Source organism: Natronococcus roseus (genome assembly GCF_043677095.1).
In the GTDB taxonomy this organism is placed as follows: domain Archaea; phylum Halobacteriota; class Halobacteria; order Halobacteriales; family Natrialbaceae; genus Natronococcus; species Natronococcus roseus.
Genome location: NZ_JBHLJR010000001.1, coordinates 702,753 through 722,953, shown reverse-complemented (window position 1 = coordinate 722,953; position 20,201 = coordinate 702,753). Strand labels below are relative to the sequence as shown.

Annotated in this window: 19 protein-coding genes and 1 tRNA gene; 8 read left to right on the top strand and 12 right to left on the bottom strand. The window is 66.9% G+C overall.

Going from position 1 to position 20,201, the window contains the following annotated elements:
- Window positions 1-15: 15 nt before the first annotated feature.
- The 4 genes from ACFEMD_RS03765 to ACFEMD_RS03750 all read left to right on the top strand — a co-directional run bounded on the left by ACFEMD_RS03765 (window position 16) and on the right by ACFEMD_RS03750 (window position 2,414).
- Entirely contained in the window at window positions 16-597 is a 582-nt protein-coding gene (locus ACFEMD_RS03765; RefSeq protein ID WP_278291097.1) for a biotin transporter BioY, read from the top strand.
- Entirely contained in the window at window positions 597-1,325 is a 729-nt protein-coding gene (locus tag ACFEMD_RS03760) for an energy-coupling factor ABC transporter ATP-binding protein (protein ID WP_394739550.1), read from the top strand. Before ACFEMD_RS03765 ends, ACFEMD_RS03760 begins: the two co-directional genes overlap by 1 nt.
- A complete protein-coding gene (locus ACFEMD_RS03755) occupies window positions 1,319-2,023 on the top strand; it encodes an energy-coupling factor transporter transmembrane component T family protein (RefSeq protein ID WP_394739549.1) in 705 nt (234 codons plus the stop codon). The genes ACFEMD_RS03760 and ACFEMD_RS03755 overlap by 7 nt, the downstream gene beginning before the upstream one ends.
- Before the next feature lie 118 nt (window positions 2,024-2,141).
- A complete protein-coding gene (locus ACFEMD_RS03750) occupies window positions 2,142-2,414 on the top strand; it encodes a hypothetical protein (protein ID WP_278291094.1) in 273 nt (90 codons plus the stop codon).
- Between the two features lie 75 nt (window positions 2,415-2,489).
- Here the strand turns inward: ACFEMD_RS03750 and ACFEMD_RS03745 are convergent, their stop codons facing one another.
- A complete protein-coding gene (locus ACFEMD_RS03745) occupies window positions 2,490-3,533 on the bottom strand; it encodes an AI-2E family transporter (RefSeq protein WP_394739548.1) in 1,044 nt (347 codons plus the stop codon).
- 346 nt (window positions 3,534-3,879) lie between these two features.
- Between ACFEMD_RS03745 and ACFEMD_RS03740 the strand changes: the two genes are divergently transcribed.
- Both ACFEMD_RS03740 and ACFEMD_RS03735 read left to right on the top strand, forming a co-directional pair.
- Window positions 3,880-4,080: a hypothetical protein gene (locus ACFEMD_RS03740; protein WP_394739547.1), complete on the top strand. Its 201-nt coding sequence runs from the start codon at window positions 3,880-3,882 to the stop codon at window positions 4,078-4,080.
- A gap of 471 nt (window positions 4,081-4,551) precedes the next feature.
- The gene (locus tag ACFEMD_RS03735) at window positions 4,552-4,713 is read left to right on the top strand and encodes a hypothetical protein (RefSeq protein WP_394739546.1); all 162 of its coding nucleotides are present in this window, start codon (window positions 4,552-4,554) and stop codon (window positions 4,711-4,713) included.
- A 415-nt stretch (window positions 4,714-5,128) separates the two neighbouring features.
- Here the strand turns inward: ACFEMD_RS03735 and ACFEMD_RS03730 are convergent.
- Together ACFEMD_RS03730 and ACFEMD_RS03725 are read right to left on the bottom strand one after the other, a co-directional pair.
- Window positions 5,129-5,202: transfer RNA gene (locus ACFEMD_RS03730), tRNA-Thr, on the bottom strand.
- 90 nt (window positions 5,203-5,292) lie between these two features.
- Window positions 5,293-6,273 carry a class I SAM-dependent methyltransferase gene (locus ACFEMD_RS03725; RefSeq protein ID WP_394739545.1) on the bottom strand — a complete coding sequence of 327 codons (981 nt, stop codon included), beginning with the start codon at window positions 6,271-6,273 and terminating at the stop codon, window positions 5,293-5,295.
- Between the two features lie 88 nt (window positions 6,274-6,361).
- Here ACFEMD_RS03725 and dph5 point away from each other — a divergent pair, with 88 nt between their 5' ends.
- Both dph5 and ACFEMD_RS03715 read left to right on the top strand, forming a co-directional pair.
- Window positions 6,362-7,135 (top strand): diphthine synthase, encoded by a 774-nt coding sequence (gene dph5 / locus ACFEMD_RS03720; protein ID WP_394739544.1) that lies wholly within the window; start codon window positions 6,362-6,364, stop codon window positions 7,133-7,135.
- 133 nt (window positions 7,136-7,268) lie between these two features.
- Window positions 7,269-9,170: a polysaccharide deacetylase family protein gene (locus tag ACFEMD_RS03715; protein WP_394739543.1), complete on the top strand. Its 1,902-nt coding sequence runs from the start codon at window positions 7,269-7,271 to the stop codon at window positions 9,168-9,170.
- Between the two features lie 119 nt (window positions 9,171-9,289).
- Here ACFEMD_RS03715 and ACFEMD_RS03710 read toward each other — a convergent pair whose 3' ends face one another.
- The 9 genes from ACFEMD_RS03710 to ACFEMD_RS03670 all read right to left on the bottom strand — a co-directional run bounded on the left by ACFEMD_RS03710 (window position 9,290) and on the right by ACFEMD_RS03670 (window position 20,161).
- A complete protein-coding gene (locus ACFEMD_RS03710; RefSeq protein ID WP_394739542.1) occupies window positions 9,290-10,270 on the bottom strand; it encodes an isocitrate/isopropylmalate dehydrogenase family protein in 981 nt (326 codons plus the stop codon).
- Between the two features lie 76 nt (window positions 10,271-10,346).
- Window positions 10,347-12,629 carry a S8 family serine peptidase gene (locus ACFEMD_RS03705; RefSeq protein ID WP_394739541.1) on the bottom strand — a complete coding sequence of 761 codons (2,283 nt, stop codon included), beginning with the start codon at window positions 12,627-12,629 and terminating at the stop codon, window positions 10,347-10,349.
- 85 nt (window positions 12,630-12,714) lie between these two features.
- Complete coding sequence (gene leuD, locus ACFEMD_RS03700; RefSeq protein ID WP_394739540.1) at window positions 12,715-13,356, bottom strand: 3-isopropylmalate dehydratase small subunit; 642 nt, start codon at window positions 13,354-13,356, stop codon at window positions 12,715-12,717.
- Window positions 13,353-14,780: a 3-isopropylmalate dehydratase large subunit gene (gene leuC / locus ACFEMD_RS03695; protein ID WP_394739539.1), complete on the bottom strand. Its 1,428-nt coding sequence runs from the start codon at window positions 14,778-14,780 to the stop codon at window positions 13,353-13,355. Before leuC ends, leuD begins: the two co-directional genes overlap by 4 nt.
- On the bottom strand, window positions 14,777-15,076 hold the full coding sequence (locus ACFEMD_RS03690; protein ID WP_005559884.1) for a hypothetical protein: 300 nt from the start codon (window positions 15,074-15,076) through the stop codon (window positions 14,777-14,779). The genes leuC and ACFEMD_RS03690 overlap by 4 nt, the downstream gene beginning before the upstream one ends.
- 1 nt (window position 15,077) lies before the next feature.
- Window positions 15,078-16,130, bottom strand: coding sequence for a ketol-acid reductoisomerase (ilvC, locus tag ACFEMD_RS03685; RefSeq protein WP_394739538.1), 1,053 nt, complete (start codon window positions 16,128-16,130; stop codon window positions 15,078-15,080).
- Window positions 16,123-16,791 (bottom strand): acetolactate synthase small subunit, encoded by a 669-nt coding sequence (gene ilvN, locus ACFEMD_RS03680; RefSeq protein WP_394739537.1) that lies wholly within the window; start codon window positions 16,789-16,791, stop codon window positions 16,123-16,125. The genes ilvC and ilvN overlap by 8 nt, the downstream gene beginning before the upstream one ends.
- Window positions 16,788-18,596: a biosynthetic-type acetolactate synthase large subunit gene (ilvB, locus tag ACFEMD_RS03675; protein ID WP_394739536.1), complete on the bottom strand. Its 1,809-nt coding sequence runs from the start codon at window positions 18,594-18,596 to the stop codon at window positions 16,788-16,790. The genes ilvN and ilvB overlap by 4 nt, the downstream gene beginning before the upstream one ends.
- 332 nt (window positions 18,597-18,928) lie before the next feature.
- A complete protein-coding gene (locus ACFEMD_RS03670; protein WP_449560116.1) occupies window positions 18,929-20,161 on the bottom strand; it encodes a LeuA family protein in 1,233 nt (410 codons plus the stop codon).
- Window positions 20,162-20,201: the final 40 nt, after the last annotated feature.

Here is a 20,201-nt window from a genome sequence, read left to right as displayed (position 1 = left end):
CGGCGGTGGTGACGTATGGCAACCGAACAGGGAGACGTCGACCTCGTCGACGGCGACGTCGTCCACGCGTTCGCTCGAGCGGCGCTGCTCGCGACGCTTCTCGGCGCGGTGGCACCGATCGCGATACCGATCCCGTTCTCTCCGGCGCCGATCACGCTGCAGGTGTTGTTCGTCTTTCTCGCCGGGCTACTGCTCGGTCCGCTCTGGGGGACCGTCTCGATACTGCTGTACCTTGCCGCCGGCGCGATCGGACTCCCGGTGTTCGCGGGGATGGCCGGTGGGCTCGGCGTCCTCGTCGGGGATTCGGCCGGCTACCTCTGGTCGTACCCCCTGGCCGCCGGTCTGATCGGCCTGCTCGTCCACCGCGGGACCGACCTTCGGGATCCCGCCGAGGTTTCGACGCCGCTCGTCGTCGTCGCGCTCGTCACCGCGACCGTCCTCATCTACGGGATGGGAGTGGGCTACATGGCCTGGCTGCTCGAGCTCGAGCTCTGGGAGGCGATTACGGTCGGTGCGCTGCCGTTTATTCCGGGTGAGGTGTTGAAGATCGCCGCCGCGGTCGCGATCGTCGAGAGCGGTCGGATCGACACGATCTGATGCTCGAGTTCCGCTCCGTGTCGTTCGGTTTCGACGACGTAGGGGTGCTCGATGACGTCTCCCTCTCGATCCCCGACGGCGAGTTCGTCGTCCTCGCGGGAGCGAACGGCAGCGGGAAGACGACCCTGTTGCGTCACTGCAACGGCCTGCTGAGCCCCGACGAGGGAACGGTGCTGGTCGACGGCACTCCCGTCGAGGACGACGTCATCGGCGCCCGAACGAGCGTCGGAATGGTGTTCCAGCACCCCCGCGACCAGTTCGTCGCCGCGACTGTCGGCGACGACGTCGCCTTCGGCCCCGCGAACCTCGGCCTCGAGCGCGAGGAGATCGACCGCCGCGTCGCCGAGGCCCTCGAGGCGGTGAATCTACGGGGACGCGAGGACGAACGGATCGACCGACTTTCGGGCGGCGAACAGTCCCGCGTCGCTATCGCGGGCGCGCTCGCGATGGAGCCGACTCATCTGGTGCTCGACGAACCGTTCACCGGGCTCGACGAGCCCGCACGCCGCTCGGTGCTCGGCCGACTCGAGGCGCTTGCCGTCGACGGCACCGGGATCCTGCTCGCGACCCACGACCTGCGGGACGTGCTCGGGCTGGCCGACCGCGTGATCGCGATGGCCGACGGGCGGGTCGTCGTCGACGACTCCCCCGACCGGGCTCTCGAGGGACTGGACGGACTGCCGGTTCGCGTCCCTCGAACGCGGGCGGACCTCGAGGAGCGATGCTGACCTACGAGCCCGGCGAGACGGTCGTCCACGATCTGGATCCCCGGAGCAAGCTCGCGGTCCAGATCGGATTCGCGGCGACCGCGCTGGCTCACACCGCACCGCGGGCCCTGCTCGGGCTCTCGGTCGTTACCGCGGTCGTGCTGGCGCTCGCACGGGTACCCTTACTGCGGACGCTGTACGCCTACCGGTTCGCGCTGGTGATCCTCGCGGCGGGTCCCCTCGTCGCCGCCGCGACCCTCGGCCCGCCGTGGATCGACCTCGAGGCCGGCCTCGCCACAGCGCTGGCGAGCTACCGGGTGTTGCTCGTCCTGCTCGTCAGCGCCGCCTACGTCCGGACGACGCCGGTTCGAGAGTCCCGGGCGGCGATCCAGCGGACGGTTCCGGGAAAGCCCGGACAGCTCCTCGGCATCGGCGTCGCGCTGGTCTTCCGGTTCCTGCCCGTCGTGCAGTCGGACCTGCGGACGATCCGGGACGCGTCGGCCGCGCGACTCGGCACCGAGCGAAGCGCCCGCGAGCGCGCGACGACGATCGGCCTCCTCGGGCTCTCGCGGACGTTCGACCGGGCCGACCGACTCTCGCTCGCGCTGCGGGCGCGATGTTTCTCCTGGAACCCCACGCTTCCGGCGCTCGCGTTCTCCCGGCGGGACGTACCCGCGCTGGGAGTCGCAGTCGCGTTGCTCCTGACGGCGTTTCTCTGATCGATCGAATCGGCCTCGAGAAGCCGCGTCTTCGGCCTTTCGGCCGAGTCGTTCCGAGATCGAGGAGTATTGAGCAAGCCGGAATTATTAACCTCCAGCCGATCGATGCGGCTAGTGAATGGCGCTTCGCCCCGGCGACATGGTCTGTGTACGTCCGGATCAACTGCCCGATTCGATCGAACGGGAACTCCCGCAGGCGGAAGCGGCTGTCGGTCGGGTCCTCGAGACGAGCGACGTCTCGTTGGTCGACCTCGAGTGGTACGTCGACTACGCAAGCGGCGCGGTGATGGACGGCGTGCTCCCGAAGCGCCGCAGCGACCTGCTCTGTCTTCCGACTGACGCCCTCGAGAAGATCAGTCACGACGAGTACATGGAACGACGAACACCCTGAGCCAGCCGAGTTCGCGGCTCGGGTGAGGTCGGTCCGAACGAGTGCCCGTGCCCGTCTCGAGCAGCCGCGATAATCTCACGCCGCCGACCCGTGCCACTCCCGACTGAAGAGGTCGAAGGCGATCTTGGCCGCGCCGAGGATGACGGGACCGACGAACAGCCCGACGGCGCCGAACATCGCGACCCCACCGAAGATCCCGAGAACGATCACCGCGGCGCTGAGAGCCCCACTCTTTCCGATGATGGCCGGGCGAAGGTACATATCCGAGATGCTGACGAACGTTCCGTAGCCGACCAGCGCCAGCGCCGCCGGCGGTCGCCCGACGGCGACGAGGTAGATCGAGACCGGAACCCAGATCCCGAACGCACCCACGAGCGGGAGCAGGGCGAGCACGAACGTCGCCACCGTGAGCAGGACGACGCCCGGCACGCCGAGCAGCCAGAGGCCGATCCCGAGCAACACGGCCTGGATCGCGGAGACGATCACGTTGCCGATCACCGACGCCCACATGAGCCGATCGAGTTCGGCGAACAGTTCGTCTCTGGCGTCGTCGCTGATCGGTACCACGGTCTGGAGCCAGTCGACCAACCGATCGCCGTCCCGGAGCAGCCCGAAGAGGACGAACATCGTCACCGTCAGCCCGAACGCGATCGACGGCAGGCCGCCGAGAAACTCGAGGGTCCCGGTGACCGCGCCGTGGAGCCCGTGGAGGCCGTCGTCGATCTGGCCCTGGTTGCCCTCGTAGGCCGCGATGGCGGCTTCGGGATCGAGCTGATAGCCGAACCCCTCGAGTTCGTCCTGGATCGCCATCGTGTCCAGCCCCTGCTGCTGGATCGTTCCCACCAGCTCCGACGCCTGTCGGATCGCGACGACGAGGACGTACAGCACCGGGAGTACGAGCGCGAGCAGCGATCCCGCGATCAACACCAGCGTCGACGCGGTCGGGCTCAGCACTCGCTCGAGAATCGTCTGAAACGGCGCGAGCGCGTAGGCGAGCACGACCGCGAGCAGGACGTACTGGAGGTACGGGAGGACGAGCAGCGCCGCGAGGATCCCGGTCACCAGCGCGACGATTCCGAGGGCGGACTGTTCTGTCAGCCCCCCGCTTGTCTCGGTCATGAACCCTCAATGTTCCCGCTGGGCAAAGAGCGTATACGATTCGTTCTCGAGGGATGACCCTCCGAAGCGGACGCGGGGGGAGCGGTCGCCAACGAGCCGAGGCGGCGTGTCCGTACACCGATTCGAACCGATGTTGCAGTGGGTACCGATGACAGTCTTACGGCGTGAACTGCGGACTTCGACGACGAACGGGACGGAAACTCGGCCGGCCCGACGATCGATCACTCGAGTCGGACGTCGACCTCGAGCGCGGCTGGCAGTCGAGTTCAAAAGGTCCGGCATCAGTGATAACGCACAACAAGCTTATTACGAATCATGCATGATTGGGGGACAGAGGTGGGATGGAATGAAAGCTCGTCAACTGGACCCGACTGATAGACGCGTCCTCGAACGGAACTACGACTACGCGCAGAAGAACGTTCGAGTGCTTTCGACGTGGTACGACTGTGAGACCAAACGGATGATCGAGCTGCTCGCCGAGAACGAGATCGACCTCTCGGCGAACGACGAACAGCGGTTCGGACCGTACTACAGGGAAGCCCGATAGCGTCACAGGGAAAAAAGTACCCGTCGCTCTCAAACTTGTTCGCGGGAGGAAAAAGCCAATGGAGGACCACGAACCCGAGGTCTGGAGTCGCGGTTTTAACACTGCTGGGCGCGACGAACGCGCTCCGGGCTCTGATACGTGACGTCCCATCGGTTGGCTTCGAATCCACACGGAGGCCCGCAACGGGATCGTCGCCGATCGCAAGCTGCTGATCCCCTTCTCGGATCGCTTCGAGAGCGGCGCAGACGTCGCCGATCTCTTCGATGAACCGCTATCGCCGACCGGAGGTCGCCGTCCGGCCCATCGGTGCTCGCCTCGTGTCGGTAGATCTCCTCGGGGTCGCCGTCGGTCACGGGCTCGCAATCTCCGTTCCGCTGTTGAGTGATGATCACTCCTGGGAGAACGTCCGGGCGAGCGCCCCAAAGCCAGTAGGTAGCGAGGTTATGTTTCCCAGCGCACCTACCCAATAGCGTGGGAAACGACACCAATTCGTCGAACTCCAACTCCGACGAGGAAGGCATGGATGCGGCCAAAGAAGAGATCGACGAGGAGCCAGAGGCCGGTCTCGGGCCAGGTGCTGACGACGAAGAGGACGAGGAGTCAGAATCTGCCGACGCGGCTGACGAGAACTAACCGTTGAGAACTTGGTACGGCCACCGTCGGTAACCGTGACCGATGTTTCGTCGTCATCGTCGTCAGACCCGAGACCAGCTCCTTCGAGGACCGGCTTTCGCCCTTACTCGTGCGCTCGAAGGTCGCGTTTTCGGGAACCGTCTCCGGGGTCGCCCGCTCCGACGGGTCGGTGATGTCGAAGCTGCCGCCCGCGGCGAGATCGCTCGCTCCCAACCGCATCGGCCGACTCAAGGGGCCACTGACGCCAGCTCTCGTCTTCGACGTCCAGGCCTCGGTCGCGGTCGTCGATGACCGAGACCATGCCGACCCCTCCATTGCCGACAGTGTGGCTTTGAACTCGAAGTTGGGCCCAATTCGAGCCAAATCCTCGAGAGACTCGAGACTAAGGAGTAGAAGTTTTGAACTAGAGGATGTAAGCCGGTGGAGGGATTTGAACCCTCGACCTAATCCTTACGAAGGATTCGCTCTGCCAGTCTGAGCTACACCGGCACGTCGACGAGTGCATCTATTCGTACGTCCGATACCGTCCATAAGGGTTGCGAATCGCGACGGTCGTGGTATCGCGTTCCGTACGATGACCTATCGCTCGAGCCGGACGTCGAGACAGACGTTCAGCTCGTGTGGCGCGTACGAGCGGACCGTGTGTCGTGTCTCGACGGTCACTTCATATTCGGGCTCGGCCGCTTCGCGGATCGCCCGCTCGCCGGGACCGAACGGGTCGTCCTCGTGCTGGATGTCGTAGTAGTGCAGCGTACAGTCCTCGCCCGCCACCGTCACTGCCGACTCGAGGAAGGCGTCGGCGCTGTGGGGCAGGTTCATCACGATCCTGTCGGCCCAGCTCTCGTAGTCGGGGGTGACCTCGTGGACGTCGTCGCAGATCGGCGTGACGCGGTCCTCGACGCCGTTTCGGCGGGCGTTCTCCCGGAGGTAGTCGATCGCAGTCTCGTTGACGTCGACGCCGATACAGTCGGCACCGCCTTTCGCGAACGGGATCACGAAGGGGCCGACGCCGGCGAACATGTCGAACGCGCGCTCCCCGCTCCCCGCCTGTTCGGCGACGCGGTGGCGCTCCGTCGCGAGTCGTGGCGAGAAGTACACCTCGGCGAGATCCAGCGCGAACTCGCAGCCGTACTCGCGGTGGACGACCTCGGTCCCCTCGCCCGCGAGCAGCTCCCAGTCCCGAACTCGCGTCTCGCCTTTGACTTTCGAGGCCTTGTTCAGCACGGTGTCGACGGGGAGATCCGACTCGAGGATCGCGTCGGCGATCGCTCGAGCGCGCTCGGGGTCGTCCTCGTCGAGCAGGGCGGCCTCCCCGAGGCGTTCGTAGGACGGCTCGAACGAAAGCAGCTCCGCGGGGGTCGTCTGGCTCTGACGCTCGTCGACGGCTCGCTCGACGACCTCGTACTCGCTCGAGACCGCGTCGGGGTCGGTGACCGGGACGTACAGCCAGCCGCCCGCGACGGTGATCTCGTAGTCGTCGTCGATCAGGTCCGCCTCGGCGAGGCTCGAGCGCGTCGCTTCGCCCGCCTCGGGTTCGACGCGGACACACGGCACCTCCATACCGACACTCGCCGCCGCCGGCTCCTAACGCTGACGCTTCGATCGCCGTGTCGAAAGCTTATAACGGCCGCTCACGCTACCGACGGCCATGCTCACCTTCATCGGGCTCGGGCTCTACGACGAGCGGTCGATCACCGTCGAGGGCCGACGAGCGCTCCGGGAGGCCGATCGGGCCTACGCCGAGTTCTACACCAGCAAGCTGCTCGGGACGACCGTCGAGGAGCTCGAGTCGGCCCACGACGTCTCGATCGAGGTTCGCGATCGGGCGGGCGTCGAACAGGAACCCGAGGAAATGCTCGCCGCGGCCGAGGACGAGGATGTGGCCTTCCTGACGGCCGGCGATACGATGATCTCGACGACCCACGTCGACCTCCGGCTGCGGGCCCACGAGCGCGGAATCGAGACGCGGGTGATTCACGGCGTCACCGCCCAGACGGCCGCCAGCTCCCTGACCGGGCTACAGAACTACCGGTTCGGGAAGGCGACGACGCTTCCCTTCCCCTACGCTCACGGCGCCGACGGGCTCCCCGCGAGCGTGACCGGGACGATCGACGCGAACCGCGCAGACGGGCACCACACCGTCGTTTATCTGGATATTAAGGCCGAGCGCGACGAGTACATGACCGCCGACGTTGGTGCCGAGCTACTGGCCGAGGTCTACCCGGATCTCGTCGGGGTCGTCGTCGCTCGAGCCGGCAGTCCCGACCCACTCGTCGCAGCCGGGATGATGACCGAGCTCGCAGAGCGGTCGTTCGGCGATCCGCTGCACCTGCTGGTCGTCCCCGGCGACTGTCACCTTCTCGAGGCCGACGCGCTCGTCGAGCTGGCTGGTGCCGATCGGTCCACTCTGGAAATCGTCTGAAACCGCCAGCAGGCGGGGTGTTAGCTATCGGATAAGCGTCTCCGTACCGATCGGTCTCGGATACAGTCCTTTCGGGAAGAAGGTTTAGTACCTCTATTAACAAGTATACAGGTGCGGAAAGTTCAGATCACACATGGATAACGGTACTAACACTGGATTCGGGTCGTCCAGGCGGCGGCTGCTGGCCGCTGTCGGTGCAACGTCGGCGACGCTCGCCGGCTGTACGGACTTCCTGTCCGAAGACGAAAACGGCGACGACGGGAACGGCGACGGCGAGGGGAACGGCGACGATTCGAACGGCGGGAACGGCGACGACTCCGACGACGGTGGGGACGGCGGAGGCGAGACGCTGTGGCCCGCGATCGACGACGGCGAACTGTTAGCCGACTTCGAGGAGGAGCCGAGTCGGCGGTCGGGCGAGCTCTCGATGTCGTCCGACGAGGCGCGACGAGGATCGCAGGCCGCGGTCGTCGAGGACGAAGACGGCGAGGAGGCGGGGCTGACCGTCTACTTCTCGGACGGGATCGACCTCACCGAGCACGACGTCTCGTTTGCGGTCAAACCGGAGTCCGCGAACCGGATCGTCGTCGAGTTTGTCGCGCCCGGCCGGGGGAGCCGGCTTACGACCGTTCGGACGGTCCCCGGCGAGTTCACGGGCTGGTTCCGGCTCGACTGCGGGTACGAACACAAACCCGGCGACGAGCCGGACCTCTCGAACGTCACCGCGATCAACATCCTCGCGACGAACGACGGCCGACCGATCAAGATGGCCGTCGACGACCTCCGAAAGGTCGAGTCCGTCGACAACGGGAAGGCGATCCTCCTGTTCCACGGCGGCTACGAGTCCCAGTACGACATCGCCGCCGACATGCTCGAGGAGCGGGGCTGGCGCGCCGCCGTTCCGATGCCCCCCGAGGCGATCGGAGAGGGCGGTCGGATGGACGCGACGCAGCTTCAGGAACTGCAGGACCGGGGTTGGGACATCTGTTCGAACCCGTCGACCACGACGGCGCTCTCGGACTCGCCCCAGGACCGACAGCGAACCGTCCTCGAGAACGCGAAGGACATGCTCGAGGAACAGGGGTTCGAGGACGGCGCGCGACACCTGCTCGTCCCCGGCGATCGGATGAGCGAGGAGACCTACGAGGTCGTCAGGGACGTTCACGAGACGGCGTTCCTGTTCGGCTCCTGTCCGAGCACGATGCCGCCGACGGAGCGTCACATGATTCCGCACATCTGGGGGCCCTCGCTTCACGACGGCGTGCGCCGGCACATCAACCTCGTCGATCAGTACAACCAGCTCACCGTGTTGCGCATGCAACGGATCGTCGACACCGACGATCCCGAGGACGGCGAGATGAGCCTCGACGACTTCGAGCACCTGCTTAACCACCTCGAACACCGCGGGCTCGACGTGATCACGCCCTCCGACCTCGTCGACGAGAGCTACGAGCGCGAGACCGACGACGACGTAGACGACGAGCGCCCCGAAGGGACGATCCTCGAGGCGGGTCGTTCCTACGAGTTCGACGGTGACGGATCGGCAACCGAAACGGTCGAGTTCGACGAGGGGGTCGTCGTCGCGAGTTTCTCCCACGACGGCGACGACGAGTTCGTCGTGGAGCTCGACGGCGACGTGCTCGCGACGACCGCCGGACAGACGACCGGCGAATCAATCCTTCCCGTCGACGGCGGCAGCTATCAGCTCGAGATAGCGGGCGACGGGGAGTGGCTCGTCGACCTCTCGCAGCCGGAGATCCACGGGGAGGACCTCGAGGAGCTCCCGGTCGAGCGCTCCGGCAACGGCTCCTCGTTCGTCGGCCCGCTCTGGGCGCCAGACGACGTCTCGCTCTTGCCGACCCACGACGGCGACGGCGAGTTCGTCGTCACCGGCTACGGGGCCGACGGGAGCTACGAACAGCTCGTCGACCAGACTGGATCGTTCGACAGCTCGCGGTCGTACGCGGCGGGCGGAACGGTCTGGATCGACATCGAGGCCGACGGCGACTGGACGCTCGAGGCCGAGGACGCCTGAGCGTCGGAACTGCCCGTCCCCGTAGCGTCACTGAAAAGCGCTCGGCCGGCGCCGAATTTTTCTCCGCTCGATGTCGCCGACCTCGTTTCGAGCGGTACCGCCGCCGACAACGAGCCGCTTTACAGCCGGTCGATAATCGCGTTCGTCACGTCCTCGGTGCTCGCGTCACCGCCGAGGTCGCCCGTCCGCGGCCCCGCTTCCAGCGTCGCTTCGACCGCCGATCGGACCGCCGCGGCCTCCTCGTCGTACTCGAGGTACTCGAGAAGCATCGCCGCCGAGAGGATCGCCGCGGCGGGGTTGGCGGCGCCCTCGCCGGCGATGTCGGGGGCGGTACCGTGGACGGGTTCGAACAGCGCGCGATCGGGGCCGACGTTCGCGGAGGGGAGCAGGCCGAGCCCGCCGACCAGTCCGGCCGCGAGATCCGAGAGCACGTCGCCCGCGAGGTTCGGACAGACGACGACGTCGAACTGCTCGGGGTCGAGACAGACCCTCGTCGCGAAGGCGTCCATCAGCACCTCGTCGGTCGCGACGCCCGCGTCGTCGGCGACGTCGGCGACCGTCTCGCGGAAGAGCCCGTCCGTCTCGCGCATCACGTTCGCCTTGTGGGCGATCGTGAAGCCGTCGTGGTCGCCTTGCTGGACGTACTCGCAGGCGAACTCCGCGAGCCGTCGGGAGGCCGTTTCCGTCGTCACGCGGGTGAGGGTTGCAACGTCGTCGGTGAGTCGGTCCTCGTGGCCCGCGTAGACGCCCTCGGTGTTCTCCCGGAGGAAGACGAGATCGGTCTCGGGACGGACGGCGTCGACTCCCGGATACGCGGTCGCGGGACGAACGTTGACGAACGAGCCGACGGCCTCCCGCAGCGGGAGGATGACGTCGGCCGCGGTCTCGCCGGCCGCGCCGAACAGCGTCGCGTCGGTCGACGCGGCGAGGTCGTACGTCTCCTGGGGGAGCGGGTCGCCGGTCTCCTCGGCGACCGCGTCGCCGGCCTCGGCCTCGGTAAACTCGAAGTCGATCTCGAGGGCGTTCAGTACGTCGACCGCTGCGGGCGTGACCTCCTGCCCGATTCCGTCACCGGGCACGACGGCGATCTCGTGAGTCATGTCGGACTCTCGCGCGCCGGGGAAAAAGAGGGTATCGAATACCACGAGAACTGCCCGCCTGCGAGGCGGAATCCGGTTAGGACCGCGCCAGCCGTGCGACGCCGACCGCGACGACCACGCCGGCCGCGGCGAGAATGATCGGGCCCGGTGCGCCCGAATCGCCCTCGGTAGGCGCGACGACGACGGTCTCGATCGTTCCCTCCTCGACGGTCCCCGTTTCGACCGTGGTCGACTCGAGATCCGATCCGGAGGCCGTCACCGTGTACACCTCGCCGGTCCCGGGAATCGTGACCTCGAGCGTCCCGTCCGCGGCCGTGCGCTCGTCCGGCTCGAGCGTCTCTCCCGACTCGGATTCGACGACGATCGACGCGTTTTCGATCGGGTCTCCGCCACCGGTCTCGACGACGATCTCGAGGGTCGAATCGCCTCGCATATCGAACGACTCCGGTCGGGTTTCCGAACCGTCGACGGCGACCGTTCGCTTCTCCGCGAGGCGACCGGGCGCGTCTACCTCGAGGGCGTACTCCTCGTCGCCGGGAACGGCGTCGATCCGGTAGTTGCCGTCGTCCGTTCGCTCGCCTGGATACGAACCGGTCGGCCCCGTCGCCGCGACCGTTCCGTCGTCGACCGGCGTTTCGGACTGCTCGTCCGCGAGGTCGACGTCGATCGTCCCGCTACCGGCGAGCGAGAGATCGACGGTCGCCGATCCGTCGGCCGGCGGTGACGCCGTCTCCGACGTCGAGTCGTAGCCGGTGCTGTCGGCGACGACCTCGTACTCCCGGTCGGCCTCGAGGCCCTCGAACTCGAACGTTCCCTCGGAGTCGGTCGTCGTCTCGTGGCGGTCGCCGTCGCCGGTAGCCGTAACCGTCGTCTCCTCGAGGGGGGCGTCCGTGACCGTATCGGTGGCCGTCCCCTCGATCGTCGAGTACGAGCCGGCTCGTTCGATCGCCGCCGGAACGTCGATGATCCCGTGGCCGTCGCGCTGGCCGTCGCCGCCGACCGCGGTCTCGGTCAGCGCGGTCTCGAGTTCCGTCGCGTCGAGCGTCGTCGCCGTCGCCGACTGGACGAGTGCGGCCGCCCCGCCGGCTGCGGGCGCGGCCATGCTGGTGCCGCTTTTGGTCGTGTACCCGCCTCCAGGGGCCGTGCTCGTGACGTCGACGCCGGGGGCGACGAGGGTCGGAACCTCGTACGAGCCGGGCCAGTGCTCCGGTGCGTCCGAACCCCACGTCTCGGCCGTCTCGATCTCCTCGCTGCTCGAGAACTCGGGGACGGTGCCCCCGTCGTCCACCGCGCCGACGCTGGTCGTCGCGTGGAGGTTGCCCGGCGACGTGGAGGTTCCCGCACCCTGGTTGCCGGCCGAGCTGACGACCGGCGTTCCGGCGTCGTTCGCGTTCTCGACGGCCTCGAGCAGCCCCGGATTGTATCCCTCGATCCCCAGGCTCAACACGATGACGTCCGCGTCCGCCTCGACGGCCCACTCGAGGCCCGCGATGATGTCGCGCTGGTAGCCGACGCAGTCCTCACCCTCGCAGTTGGTCATCACGGCGCCGTGGTAGAGGTCGGCCTCGGGGGCGACGCCGATCTGCGTGCCGCTCTCGTTGCCCCCGGCGACGACGCCCGAGACGTGGGTGCCGTGATCGTCGTAGGCGATCGGCTCGTCCGAGGGGTCGTCGCCGAAGTCGCGCCACTCGGCGACGTCGAGGTCAGGGTGGTCGCCGTCGACGCCCGAATCGAGAACCGCGACGGACGTTCCCTCGCCCTCCGTCCGGTAGGTGTCCCACGCCTCGGGAACGTTCAGCTGCTCGAGCCCGGTCGAGGGGCCGTCCGACTCGGACGCCTCTCCGTCGACGTCCGCGTCGGCGTCGTCGACCACTCGATCGGACGCGCCGGAAACCGCCTCGTCCGCGCTGATCGCAGTGACCCCATCAGCCTGGGCGAGCGTTTCGAGATCCGTCCGTTCGGTGTCGACCGTCGCGAGGACGGCCGTGGTGAGCCAGAACTCCCGTTCGACGGAGACGGCGTCGTCCGAGGCGACCTCCCGGTCGAACCGGTCGTGGCTCGCCTCGGCTCGCGTCCGTCGATCCGCGGGCTCCTCGCTACTGACCGATGGCGGCGACTCGAGATGGACGAGGACGGTGACCTCGCCCTCGGCGTCCTCGAGTCCGGGGTCGATCGGCGCCTCGACCGCCGTTGCGTCGTCGACCCCAGCTGTCGGGTCGTCGACCCCGGCCATCGGTCCGGCGGGGACGCCGACCGACCCGACCGCCGCTCCCGGGACCAGTCCGACGACCAGCACGAGCACGAGAAGGACGGCTCTCGGCCGGGTCGCGAGACGACCGACTCCCGATCCCGGAGACATTAGTGTAATATAGAAATTCAATATACTAAATATGATCGGCCGTTAGCTACCGCTACTCGGTCGAGGAACCAACGGAAAAGGAGGCCTACTCGGCCTCGGGGATCGCTTCGGAGTCGACGTACGGCAGTTCGCGGGCGGTGTCCCGAACCGCACCTGCGTTGGACTTCATCAGCGCCGTCGTGTCCCAGACCCCGTCGACCAGGGCCTTGCGCTGGGCGTCGTCGACGGTGACGTCGATCGTCTCACTACCGTAGGAGACCGTCTCGGCCTCGACGTCGATCTCGAGTTCCTCGTCGGGATGGTCGTCGACCCAGTCCTGGAGCGTCTGGATCGTCTCGCTGTCGGCCGTTACGGTCGGAATGCCGAGTGCGAGGCAGTTGCCCGCGAAAATCTCGGCGAAGCTCTCGCCGATCACGGCGTCGATCCCCCAGCGCATCAGCGCCTGGGGAGCGTGCTCGCGCGAGGAGCCACAGCCGAAGTTCGAGTTGACCACCATCACGGACGAATCCTGGAACCGCTCCTCGTTAAACGGGTGGTCCTTCTGGTTGTCGTCCTCGTCGAACCGGAGATCGAAGAACGCGAACTCGCCCAGTCCGTCGAAGGTGACGACCTTCATAAAGCGCGCCGGGATGATCTGGTCGGTGTCGATGTCGTTGCCGCGGATCGGAACGCCGGTGCCCGAGACGTAGTCGACCTCGGGGATCTCGACCTCGTCCGCGCCACTCATTGGGCGGTCACCTCCGCTTCCGGCAGCTCGCGAACGTCGGAAACCTCTCCGGTGATCGCCGCCGCGGCGACCATCCGCGGGTTCATCAGGACGGTACGGCCGTCCTTACTTCCCTGGCGACCGACGAAGTTCCGGTTCGAGGAGGAGGCGCAGGCCTCGTCGCCCTCGAGCTGGTCCTCGTTCATACCCAGACACATCGAGCAGCCGGCGTTGCGCCACTCGAAGCCGGCTTCCTCGAAGATCTCCTTCAGCTCCTCCTCCTCGGCGGTCTTCTGGACGCGCTGGCTACCGGGGACGACGAGCGCGCGGACGTCGTCGTGGACCTCTCGACCCTCGACGATCCGGGCCGCCCGTCGCAGATCGGGCAGGCGGGCGTTGGTACAGGAGCCGAGGAAGGCGACGTCGATGTCGTACCCTTCCATCGTCTCGCCGGGTTCGACACGCATGTGCTCCTGTGCGCGTCGTGCCGTGTCCTGCTTGTCTGCGGGCAGCTCCTCGGGCTCGGGGATCGAGTCGGTGATGCCGATCCCCTGACCCGGGGTCGTCCCCCAGGTGACGACGGGCTCGAGCTCGTCGGCGTCGATCGTTACGACGTCGTCGTACTCGGCGTCGTCGTCCGAGCGAATCGACTCCCAGTACGGCTTGAGTTCGTCGAATTTCTCCGGGTTCTCCTGGAAGTAATCCGTCTCCTCGAGCCACTCGTAGGTGGTCTCGTCCGGGTTGACGTAGCCCGCGCGGGCGCCGCCCTCGATCGACATGTTACAGATCGACATCCGACCCTCCATCCCCAGGTCCTCGATCGCGGAGCCGGCGTACTCGTAGACGTAGCCGACGCCGCCCTCGGTACCCAGTCGGCGGATGATCTCGAGGATGACGTCCTTCGCCTCGACGCCGTCGCCGAGTTCGCCCTCGACTTCGATCTTTCGCACCTTCTGCTTCTCGAAGGCCAGGGTGCCCGTCGCGAGCACGTCCCGGATCTGGCTGGTGCCGATGCCGAAGGCGAGCGCGCCGAAGGCGCCGTGAGTCGAGGTGTGGGAGTCGCCACAGACGATCGTCTTCCCGGGCTGGGTCAGCCCCTGCTCCGGACCGACGACGTGGACGATCCCCTGGTCCCCGCTGTTGGGGTCCGAGAACTCGATGCCCGCCTCGCGGACGTTCTCCTCGAGCTCGCTCATCATCTCCTCGGCGGCGTCCTCGTCGTAGGGACGGGACTGATCCGCCGTCGGGATGATATGATCGACCGTCGCGTGGGTAAGCTCGGGGTATGCGACCTCGAGGTCCCGCTCGCGGAGCATGCCGAAGGCCTGGGGGCTGGTGACCTCGTGGATGAGGTGGAGGCCGACGAACAGCTGGTCCTGTCCGGTCGGCAGGGTCGTCACCTTGTGGCGGTCCCAGACCTTGTCGTACAGGGTGCCCTCGCTCATACGTCGGTTGCTCCCCGCTCGTCGTCGCGGCCGTGTTCGTTGCCCCGCTCGAAGACGTCGTTCGCGTCGTCGGCGCCCTCCGGCGGCGTGTGATCGACTCGTTTCATCGTGTCGTCGGCCGACGGATCCGTCGCGGCCGGATTCTCGTCGTCGGCTCCGTTCCGCCGGCCGCCGTCGGCCACGACCGTCGGACCGCGGCTGAACAGCCGCCCGGCCGTCTCGCCGGTGTAGGGGTTGGTGTGGCTGACCGCGCGCATCGAGTCGTCGTCCGATTCGGTGTCGTTCGTTCGTTTCATTCTAATCCGCTTGCAGTTTCTCCCGTTCGTCTTCCGTTTCCGACTCCTGTTCTTCCTGCCAGGCGAACAGCGCGCGGAGGCGCTCGCCGACCTCCTCGATCTCGTGGTCCTTCTCGGCCTGGTTGAGCTGGGTGTAGACGGGCCGGTTGGCCTGGTTCTCGGTGACCCACTCGGTCGCGAACTCGCCGTTCTGGACCTCCTCGAGTACCTCCTCCATGTTCGCGCGAACCTGATCGTCGATGACGGCTTCGCCGCGGGTGAGACCGCCGTACTCGGCGGTGTCCGAAACCGAATCCCACATCGCGCCGATTCCGTCCTCGTACATCAGATCGACGATGAGCTTCATCTCGTTGAGACACTCGAAGTACGCCATCTCCTTGCTGTAGCCCGCGTCGACGAGCGTCTCGTAGCCGACCTTGATCAGCTCGGCGATACCGCCACAGAGGACGGCCTGTTCGCCGAAGAGGTCGGTCTCGGTCTCCTCGCGGAACGACGTCTCGACGACGCCGGCGCGGGCACAACCGATCGCCTTCGAGTACGCGAGCGCGCGCTCTTTCGCGTCGCCGGTGGCGTCCTGGTAGACCGCGAGCAGCCCCGGCGTCCCCTCGCCGTTCTCGTAGTTGCGCCGCACGAGGTGGCCCGGGGACTTCGGCGCGATCATCGTCACGTCGACGTCCTCGGCGGGCTGGATCTGGTTGTAGTGGATGTTGAAGCCGTGAGCGAACTGGAGCGTGTCGCCGGCCTCGAGCTCGTCCTCGATCTGCTCGTAGACGTGGGGCTGGACCGTGTCGGGGACCAGCATCGAGACGATGTCCGCTCGCGCGGCCGCCTCGACGGGCGTCACGACCTCGAGTCCGTCGGCTTCGACGGCCGAGCGCGAGGAGGAGTCCTCGCGGAGGCCGACGACCACGTCGACCCCGCTGTCGTGGAGGTTCAGCGCGTGGGCGTGGCCCTGGCTGCCGTAGCCGAGGACGGCGACGGTTACGTCGTCGAGCTGCGATTCGTCTGCGTCCGATTCGTAGTAGATCTCGGTGGTGAATTCGTCGTCAGTCATCGTCTGCTGGTTGGGTGTAGGGGGTGTTGTTCGCCTCGTTGGCGGTCGATTCTGCCGGAGCGGGCGCCGCGGTGTCGTCGGTACCCCGCGCGAGCGCCGTCGTCCCGGTTCGGGAGATCTCGCGGATGCCGAACTGGGAGAACGTCTCGATCGCGGCCTCGATCTTCTGTCGGGCGCCCGTGATTTCGAAGGTCGCCGTTTCGGGGCTCGAGTCGACGGTCTTGGCGTCGTACATATCCGCGACGGCGGCGACCTGGTCGGGTCGTTCGGCGTTGACCTTCACCAGGGCGAGCTCGCGGCGCATCGCGTCGGGCTCGAGTTCGCGCACGGCGATCACCGGGATCAGCTTCCGGAGCTGCTTTTTGATCTGGTCGATCCCCGGATCGGGCTCCTCGACGACGAGCGTGATCCGCGCGCGCTCGTCGTCGTCGGTCGGGCCCACGGTGAGGCTCTCGATGTTGAACTGCCGCCTCGAGAACAGTCCCGAGGCTTCGGCGAGCACGCCGGGTTCGTGTTTGACGAGCGCCGAGATGACGGTCCGCCGAGGTTCGTGTTTCGCCTCGACCTCGGGGTCGATGCGGATCCCCTGTTTGTTGCGCCGACCCGCAGGAGACGGCCGCTCCCCGGGAGCGGGTCCGTCGAGGCCCTGCTCTCGTGTCATAGCTGATCCTCCGTCAGCGCGAACTGACCGTTGTCGCCGCCGCTTGGAACCATCGGGTAGACGTTCGCCTGCGGATCGATGTGGACGTCGATCACGGAGGGACCGTCGTAGGCGAGCGCGGCGTCGATCGTATCCGCGACCTCGTCGTAGTCGTCGATTCGGAACCCTTCCGCGCCGAAGGCCTCGGCGAGCGTGTCGAACTCGGGCATCCAGCCGTAGTCCGAGGCGGAGTGGCGCCCGTCGAAGAAGGCGTCCTGCCACTGGCGGACCATCCCGATGTACTCGTTGTTGAGCACGGCGACCGTGATGTCCAGGTTCTCGCGGACGGCGACCGACAGTCCCTGCAGCGTCATCAGGAACGAGCCGTCGCCGTCGACGCAGACGACCTCCTGATCGTCGTCGGCCGCGAAGCGAGCGCCGATCGCCGCCGGGAGGCCGTAGCCCATCGCGCCCAGCCCGTGACTCGAGACCCAGGTTCGGGGCTCGGTGTAGGTCCAGTACTGCCAAGCCCACATCTGGTGTTGGCCGACGCCGGTCGTAACGACCGCCCGGTCGCTCGTGGCCTCGTCTAAGGCCTCGACGACGAACTGCGGTTTGACCGGTTCGTCTTCGGGCGTGTCGTAGGCCATCGAGTAGTCGGACTTCCACTGCTGGCACTGCGCGCGCCACTTCGTCGCCTGCGGCGACTCGTCGACGGCCTCGGTCAGCTGTTCGAGAACGGTGCCGGCGTCGCCGATCAGCGGGTAGTCCGCGTGGATGTTCTTCGAGATCTCCGCGGGATCGATGTCGACGTGGATGATCTCGGCGTCGGGCGCGAACGTCTCGATACCACCCGTCAGGCGGTCGTCGAACCGGGTGCCGACGGCGACCATCGTATCACAGTGGGTGATCGCCATGTTGGCGTAGCCGGTACCGTGCATCCCCGCACCCTCGAGTGCGAGCTCGTGGTCCTCGGGGAAGGCGCCGGTTCCGGGCATCGTCGTGACGACCGGGATCTCGTGTTCGATCGCGAACTCGCGACAGACCTCGGTGGCGTCACCCTTGATCACGCCGCCGCCGAGCAGCATGATCGGGCGGCTGGCGTTCTCGACGCGTTCGGCCGCGGCCGCGACGATCTCGGGGTCCGCTCGCTCCTGGACCTCGTAGGTGTCGGGCGTCCGCGGTTCGTCGGGTTCGCGGTCCGTTTCGGCGTTCGTGACGTCCTTGGGCAGGTCGACCAGCGTCGGTCCCGGTCGACCCTCGCTCGCGAGCGCGAACGCCTCGCTGACGTCCGTGCCGACCCGGTCGGGTTCGCTGGAGAACGTGTTGGTCTTCGTCACCGGCATCGTGACGCCGGTGGTGTCGGTCTCCTGGAAGGCGTCGTTGCCGACGAACTCCGTCGGCACCTGGCCGGTCAGCGCGACGACCGGATCCGAGTCCATGTCGGCGTCGGCCAGCCCGGTGACGAGATTCGTCGCTCCCGGCCCCGAGGTCGCCAGGCAGATCCCCGGTTCCCCGGAGACGATGCCGTAGGCGTCGGCCGCGTGAGAGGCTCCCTGCTCGTGGGCCATCGTCACGTGGTGGATCTCGGAGTCGTACAGCGCGTCGTAGACGGGCATGATCGCGCCGCCCTGCACGCCGAAGGCGTGCTCGACACCTGCGTTCTCGAGCGCGCGGACGACGGATTCCGCGCCCGTCGTAACCGGTGTCGGTTCGGCATCGGTTGCCGACTCGGTATCGTCAGCTTCGGACGGCTCCTCCGACGGCGTCTCCTGGTCGTCTCGCTGTTCCTCGGTCGCGGTAACTGGTGCTGCGCGTTCGCTCATCGGTATCGATACCCTCCTGCCGGATTCGGACGATGCGTTCTGGTTGCTGGTGTCATCTGGTGGATTGCGGGTCGCTCGGCGGTCGGTGCGACGGATACGGGCCGGGGTCGAGGAAGGAGTTGGTGAGGGGCTAGTGGGCCCCTACAATACGAATGCGAGCGAGCGCGCTGCCGTCGGTGTCGCGAGTGCGAACCGATGGTCGAGCGCGATCCGTCATTACTCCACTGGTAGGCGGGGCAACCAGTATAATAGTTTCGTCCCGGGCAACGCTGGCGGGAACGACGGCGCGATAGCCGGGGCTCCCGGCCGGTGGCAAACGAGGGACCCATCCCTCAGATCTGCACCTCCTCTCGCTGGCGCTCGACGCCAGCCTCCTCGGCGAACCGCTCTAAGTCCTCGACCGTGATGCGGCGCTTCTCGGCGCCGTAGTCCTTAACACGGCGCGTTACCGTCCGCACCTCGTCGTCGGTGGGCACGTACCCGCGCTCCTCGAGGCGTTCGCGGACCGAGTGGGTCCCGGTGTGTTTCCCCATGACCAGTCGGCGCGTCGCGCCGACCATTTCGGGGGTCATGACGCCGGGTTCGAAGGTGTCCGAGTTCTCGATGACGCCCGCGGCGTGGATCCCGCTCTCGTGGGAGAAGGCGTTGTCGCCGACGACGGGTTTGTTCCCCGGCGTCTCGATCGAGCTCTTCTCCTCGACGATCTCGGAGAGTTCCATGATGCGGGTCGTGTCGATTCCCGTGTCGCACTGGTAGACCGACTCGACAGCCATCACGAACTCCTCGTAGGCGGCGTTACCGGCCCGTTCGCCGATCGAGTTGACAGACACCTGCGCCTGGTCGGCGCCGGCCTCGATCCCCGACAGGGCGTTGGCGGTCGCCAGCCCGAAGTCGTCGTGGGTGTGGACATCGACCCGCGCGTCCGTGTGGGCACAGACCTTCTCGATCATCACTCGGAACCGGTTGGGCGTGGCGACCCCGCAGGTGTCCGGGATGTTGATCCAGTCCGTTCCCGCCTCCGAGACGGCCTCGATCACGTCGATCAGGAACGCCTCGTCGGTTCGAGTCGCGTCCATCGGCGAGAACATGCAGGTCGCCCCCGCTTCGGTGATCCGCTCGACCGACTCGACGGCGCGCTGTACTACGTCCTCGCGGGTGGCGTGCATCGAGTCCTCGATCTGGACGTCGCTGGTGCTGACGAACGTGTGCACCATCTCGACGCCGGAATCCAGTGCGGCCTCGATGTCGTCGTCGACGACGCGGGCCAGCCCGCAGGTGGTCGTCGACGTCGAGGACGCGATGTCCCGGACCGCCTCGAACTCGGCCTCGGAGTTGACGGGGAATCCGGCCTCGATAACGTGGGTACCCATCTCGTCCAGAACCGCGGCGATCTCGCGTTTGTCGTCGTAGGAAAACGACGTCCCGGGCGACTGTTCGCCGTCCCGCAGCGTCGTATCGAAGACACGTGCTGACTCGATTTCGTCAGTGGAATCTAACGTGCCCTGGAAGAACTCGACCCCCCTGACTGGTGTCAGAGGTCGGGTTGCCTTGTGAAGACATTGTATCCGATCCGAGGATCGACGTCGTATATAAACCTGACGCTGC